Origin of the sequence: Actinosynnema sp. NPDC059797, assembly GCF_042732085.1 — a bacterium.
Taxonomy (GTDB): domain Bacteria; phylum Actinomycetota; class Actinomycetes; order Mycobacteriales; family Pseudonocardiaceae; genus Actinosynnema.
The window spans coordinates 1-5,889 of the sequence record NZ_JBHWIE010000410.1 but is presented as its reverse complement, the minus strand read 5'-3'; the positions used below and the strand labels follow the sequence as shown (position 1 = coordinate 5,889).

The following is a 5,889-nucleotide window of genomic DNA, read 5'->3' as shown; positions in this document are numbered from 1 at the left end:
CTACACCGCCGTGCTGTACCACGCCGATGAGAACTAATTCGCCCAGTCCGAGGACTCCTTCATCGGCGACACCAACCCCAACGTGCGGCGGGCGTTCGAGATCGCGGGCGGGATCGGCGCCAAGGGGCAGACGGCCCGCGTCGCCCCGTTCACCCCGGACTGGAACGTGGCCATCAACCAGGGCTCCTTCGCCACCATCACCTGCCCGGCGTGGATGCTCGCCCAGATCCGGGAGATCGGCGGCGAGGCCGGTGCGGGCAAGTGGGACGTCACCGCGGTGCCCGGCGGCGGCGGCAACTGGGGCGGCTCCCACCTCGTGGTGCCGGCGCAGGGCGCCCACCAGCGCGAGTCCTACCAGCTCGCCGAGTGGCTGACCGCGCCCGAGCAGCAGAAGAGGCTGTTCGTCGAGGCCGGCATCCTGCCCAGCGAGCCCGCCGCCTACCAGGACCCCGCCGTGCTCGGGCACACCGACGCCTACTTCAGCGGCGCCCCGGTCGGCGAGCTGTTCGCCGCCTCCTCGGACACCGTGCGGCCCAACTACCGGGGGTTGCGCGACGCCGACGTGCGACCGGTGTTCGGCCAGGCCCTCGGCCGGGTGGAGAACGGCAGGCAGGCCGTCGACCAGGCGTGGGCCGAGGCGGTCGCGGAAGCCCGGAAGCTCGTGGGCTGACCCGTGTCGCTCGCCCGACTGGACCGCCGGGTCACGCCCTACCTGCTCGTCGCGCCGTTCTTCGTGCTGTTCGGCGTGTTCGGGTTCTACCCGCTGGCGCGCACCGCGTGGATGTCGCTGCACGACTGGGACCTGCTCGACGGGCCCACCGCGTTCACCGGGTGGGCCAACTACGCCGCGCTGCTCACCGACCCGCACTTCTACAACGCGCTGGGCAACACGACGAGCATCTTCGTGGTCGCCACCGTGCCGCAACTGCTGGCGGCGCTGGGCGTCGCCGCCCTGCTGGACCGGCCGCTGCGCGGCAGCGCGGTGTGGCGCGCGGTGGTGCTGCTGCCCAACGTGGTGCCGGTGGTGGCGGTCGCCCTGGTGTTCAGCCAGCTGTTCGGCCGCGACCAGGGCCTGGTCAACTGGGCCCTGGCCGGCCTGGGCGTCGAGGCGGTGGACTGGCGGGCGCGGCCCTGGTCGGCGCACCTGGGCGTGGCCGTGATGGTGGTCTGGCGCTGGACCGGCTACAACGCGCTGCTGTACCTGGCCGCGATGCAGGCGGTGCCGCGCGAGCTGCACGAGGCGGCCGAGCTGGACGGCGCCTCCCGGTGGCGGGCGTTCTGGTCGGTGACCCTGCCGTCGATCCGGCCGACGGTGCTGTTCACCGTGGTGGTGTCCACCATCGGGGGCTTCCAGCTGTTCACCGAGCCGCTGCTGTTCGGCGGCACCGCCGCCGGCGGCGACGACCGGCAGTTCCAGACGCTGGTGATGTACCTGTACGAGGCCGGGTTCCAGCGCTTCGACGCGGGCTACGCGGCCGCGGTGTCGTGGGTGCTGTTCGCGCTGTGCGCGGTGCTCGCGCTGGTCAACGCCGCGCTGCTGCGCCGCGTCGTGCGGGAGGGGTGAGGGGTGCGGCGCACCCGTGGTCGCCTGGCCCTCGCGGCGCTGCTGGTGGTCGTGGCGGCCTCGCTGTTCCCGCTTTACTGGTCGGTGGTCGTGGCCTCCCACGACAACGCCGGCATCTCGGCCCGCGTCCCGCCCCTGCTGCCCGGCGGCGAGTTCGCGGACAACGCGCGCGAGGTGTTCGAGGCGGTGGACTTCTGGTTGGCGCTGCGCAACTCCGCGGTCGTGGCCTGCGCGGTCACCGCGTCGAACGTGCTGCTGTCGACCCTGGCCGGGTTCGCCTTCGCCCGCCTGCGCTTCCGGGGCCGCGACGCGCTGTTCGCCGTGGTGGTGGGGTCGGTGCTGATGCCGGTGCAGCTGGGCGTGGTGCCGCTGTTCGTGCTGGTGGGGGAGCTGGGCTGGTACGGGAGGCTGGAGGCGGTCATCGTGCCGGGGCTGATGAGCGCGTTCAGCGTGTTCTGGATGCGCCAGGCCTGCCGGGAGGCGGTGCCCGAGGTCCTGGTCGACGCCGCGCGCGTCGACGGGTGCTCGCTGGTGCGCGCCTACTGGCACGTGGCGCTGCCCGCGCTGCGCCCGCACGCGACCGTGCTGGCCATGCTGACGTTCCTGGCGTCCTGGAACGACTTCTTCTGGCCGCTGGTGGTGCTGGACCCGAACGAGACGCCGACGGTGCAGGTGGCGCTGTCGCGCCTGGCCGGCGGCTACTACACCGACTACCCGCTGGTGCTCACCGGCGCGGTGCTGGGCACGCTGCCGGTGGTGGTGCTGTTCGCGCTGCTGGCCCGGCGGATCGTGAGCGGGGTCATGCGGGGCCCGGTCAACGGGTGACCGCCGGCCGCGGTCGGGCTCGCGACGGGGCCCGGGACCGGGTCGGCGGGACCCGGCCCCAATGCGAACCCGGACCCGGACCACGACGGGCCCGAGGGCCGGTCACCCGCGCGGCGCGTCCGCCAGCACGCCGCTGACGTTGAGCAGTTGCAGGCAGTTCGGCGCCTGCCGCCCGCTGGCCGGGGTGCCGGGCCGGGCGCAGGTGACGGTCGCGCTGACGCTGTTGTTCTCCGGCACGTCGATCGGCGTCACCCAGTGGTAGTCCTGGTTGCGGTAGGTCTCCAGCGCGATGGTGGTCACCGTGCGCTCGCCGAAGGCGATCGTCAGCACGCCCTCGTCGCCCTGGTGGTTGGCCAGCACGAGGTCGGTGATGCGGAAGACCTTCCCGGCGGGCACGACGTAGCTGCCGGTGCCCTGGTCGCCGGTGTTGGTGCGGACCTCGATGGTGTTGGACAGCTGCTCGCCGCCGCCGACGGCGTTGCCCTGACCCGGCTGCCCAGGCTGCCCCTGCTGTTGCTGCTGACCACCCGGGGGCTGCTCGCCGGCCTGCTGCTGCGCGGGCGGCTGCTGCGCGGCGGCGGCCTGCTGCTCGCCCGCCTCGACCAGTTCCTCGGCCCGGTCGTCGGCGGCCTCGCGGGCGGCGCTCTGCACGGCCGGGCGCACCAGCACCAGCCACGCCAGCAGCAGGGCCAGCAGTAGCGCCAGCAACGCCAGCAGCCACTTCGGGAACACGGGGAGCTGGATCAGCTCGCCCTCCAGCTCCTCGGCCTGCGGGGCCTCGCCGGAGGCGGGCACGGGGGTCGGCGTGGTGGACGCGGCGGTCAGCCGCACGGGCCAGGTCACCGGCGAGCCGAACCACAGCACCTTGCCGATGCGCACCCGGACCGGCAGCTCCACGCGCGTCCCGGGCTCGACGGCCTCGGGTCGCGCGGGCACGGTGGTGCGCAACTGGTCGTCGGACTCGGTCGCGACCAGGGCCACCGCGATCGGGGTGTTGCCCTCGTTGTGCACTTCGACGTGGTAGCGCGCGCTGCGCCAGGCACGGCGGCGCTCGGGCACCAGTTCCGCGCGCTGCTCCAGGAACGGCTGGACGACGACGGTGGTCTCGGACACCACCACCGACTCCGGGTGCTCGGCCGGCAGGACGCGCACGCCCAGCGGCACCTCGCCCGCGCGCACCTCCGGCGACCGGGGCGGCCGCAGCAGCACGGTCACCTGTTCGGACGTGCCGGGGTACAGCGAGAGCCGCGAGGGCTCGACCGAGGTCCACGGTGCGCACTCGCCCACCACCTCGAACTCGTACGCCTCGACTATGTCGCTGTCGTTGCGCACCGTCAGCTTGGTGATCGCCTCCGAACCGGGCGTGACAACCACGGTCGGGAGACCGAATTCGGTCGTTGTGGTCACCGCTCGAACGGTAGGCAGCGCCGAACCCGTTGCGGCAGGGAGAAAAGGGCACACCGGGGGCAAACAAGTGCACCGGCGGCCCCCACGTCCCCCGCGACCCGCCGCACGTGCGGAGGATGGCAGCACGGGGACCGCCGGGGCGGTCCGGTTCTTGGTCAGGGGAGGCGGTCATGACGAGGATCCCGGTCGCGGTGTACGCCGAGGACCCGGTGCTGCGCACGGGTGTCACGCACCAGTTGCGCCCGCGCCCAGAGGTCGAGGTGCTCGAACCGCGCGAGCACGAGCGCGCGCGGGTGTCCCTGGTCGTGGTCGACGAGGTCGACGCCGCGGCGGCGTCGCTGCTGCGCCGGTTGCGGCGCTCGTCGGACACGCGGACCGGCGTCGTGGTCGGCCGCTTCGACCAGGACGCGTTGCAGACCACCATCGACTGCGGGGTGGCGGCGGTGGTCCGCCGCGCCGAGGCCGACCAGGACCGCCTGGTGGCCACCGCGGTCGCGCTGGCCAAGGGCGAGGCGGTGCTGCCGGGCGACCTGCTCGGCCGGCTGCTGGACCACGTGAGCCGGTTGCAGCGCAGCGTCCTGGACCCGAACGGGCCGACGCTGTCCACTTTGACCACTCGCGAGGCGGACATGCTGCGGCTGGTGTCGGAGGGGTACGACACCGGCGAGATCGCCACGCGCATGTCGTTCTCCGAGCGCACCGTGAAGAACGTGCTGCACGAGGTGACCACCCGCCTCCAGTTGCGCAACCGGGCCCACGCCGTGGGCTACGTGATGCGCCACGGCCTCATCTGAGGCCCTGCCCCCGGGGCGCCCGTTGCCCGAACGTCCCGGGGATCTTCCCGGACCCTGCCCGACCGGACCTCCCGGGCGCGTGCCGCACGCGGCCACGATCGCCTGCGACAGACCGGTGACCGGAGGTGGAACCTTGTCCAGAAGGTCGCGTACCCGCACCCTCGCCGCGCTCGCGGCGGTCGTGGTGGCGTGCGGGGTGATCGCGGTGGTGCGTGGCGTCACCGGTCCGCTCGAAGCGTCCGGCCAGCCGGGGGAGCCGGTGGTCGGCCGCATCGCGTTCGCGGGCACCGAGCACCGCAGCCTCGGCTACGCGGTCGACCCGCAACCGGACCGGCTCGGCCCGACCCAGCCCGTGATGGGCGACGGGCCGGCCCACTTCGACGACCACGTGTCCGCCCGCGGCGACCTGGTGGTGTTCACCAGCCTGCGCGACGAGCCGCGGCCCCAGGTGTACGTGCGCGGCGCGGGCGGCGCGGTGCGCAAGCTGACCGAGGGGCACGACGCGGGGCACCCGCAGCTGTCGCCCGACCTGCGGAGCGTGGTGTTCGACTCGCGCGGCGACCTGTGGGTGGTCGGCGTGACCGGCGGCGAGCCGCGGCGGCTCACCGACACCGGCGCGGACGAGTCGTGGCCGACGTTCTCCCCGGACGGCGCGGAGGTCGCCTACTCCACCGACCGCGACGGCGGCCGCGAGGTCTACCGGCGACCCGTGGCGGGCGGGCCGGAGACCCGGGTGACCGACGAGCCGGACGGCGACGCCGGCGAGCCCGCGTGGAACCCGGTCGACGGCCGCATCGCCTACACGCTGTGGGTGGGCGACGTGCCGCGGGTGCGCGTGCTGACCGGGACCGGGACGGGCGTCGGCACGCCGCTGCTGGGCGGCGACCAGGCCCAGTGGCGCGGCCACTGGCCCGCGTGGCTGCCGGACGGCTCGCGCCTGCTGTTCCTGAGCCTCGACCAGACCTGCTCCTGCCCGGCCGACCCGAACGCGGTGAAGGTCTACCGCGCCGACACCGCGCCCGGCCTGCCGCTGACCGCGCCGCCCGACCTGCTGCTGGGCGAGGACCGGCGCCTCAGCTCGCCGAGCTGGCAGGTCGACGGCTCCGGGCCGCGGCTGCTGGTCTCCCGCACCAGCGCCCCGACGTGGTTCACCGCCACCCTCCAGGACATCCGCCCGGACGGCTCGGACCCGCGCGACCTGGGCGTGACCGTGCTGCGCGAGGACCCCGAGGCGGTCAACGACCCCAGGCTGCTGTTCCGGCCCCGCCCCGGGTTCGACCCGTGGGCGCACCGCCAGTC

General features: G+C 74.2%; 5 protein-coding genes and 1 pseudogene. 5 read left to right on the top strand and 1 reads right to left on the bottom strand.

Annotated features, from left to right (window positions below):
- From ACFV4N_RS38545 to ACFV4N_RS38535, 3 genes and pseudogenes are all read left to right on the top strand, one after another.
- A pseudogene (locus tag ACFV4N_RS38545) lies at nt 1-670 on the top strand (extracellular solute-binding protein); the annotation flags it as partial.
- 3 nt (nt 671-673) lie between these two features.
- Entirely contained in the window at nt 674-1,564 is an 891-nt protein-coding gene (locus tag ACFV4N_RS38540) for a carbohydrate ABC transporter permease (RefSeq protein WP_499677624.1), read from the top strand.
- Nucleotides 1,565-1,567: 3 nt separating this feature from the next.
- Nucleotides 1,568-2,389, top strand: a complete 822-nt coding sequence (locus ACFV4N_RS38535) for a carbohydrate ABC transporter permease (protein ID WP_499677623.1) — start codon at nt 1,568-1,570, stop codon at nt 2,387-2,389.
- 102 nt (nt 2,390-2,491) lie between these two features.
- On the opposite strand, the gene ACFV4N_RS38530 is transcribed toward ACFV4N_RS38535, so the two are convergent.
- Nucleotides 2,492-3,796 carry a COG1470 family protein gene (locus ACFV4N_RS38530; protein WP_499677622.1) on the bottom strand — a complete coding sequence of 435 codons (1,305 nt, stop codon included), beginning with the start codon at nt 3,794-3,796 and terminating at the stop codon, nt 2,492-2,494.
- 170 nt (nt 3,797-3,966) lie between these two features.
- Here ACFV4N_RS38530 and ACFV4N_RS38525 point away from each other — a divergent pair, with 170 nt between their 5' ends.
- Nucleotides 3,967-4,590, top strand: coding sequence for a helix-turn-helix transcriptional regulator (locus ACFV4N_RS38525; RefSeq protein WP_499677621.1), 624 nt, complete (start codon nt 3,967-3,969; stop codon nt 4,588-4,590).
- Nucleotides 4,591-4,723: 133 nt separating this feature from the next.
- A partial coding sequence (locus tag ACFV4N_RS38520) for a TolB family protein (protein ID WP_499677620.1) occupies nt 4,724-5,889 on the top strand: 1,166 nt, incomplete at its 3' end.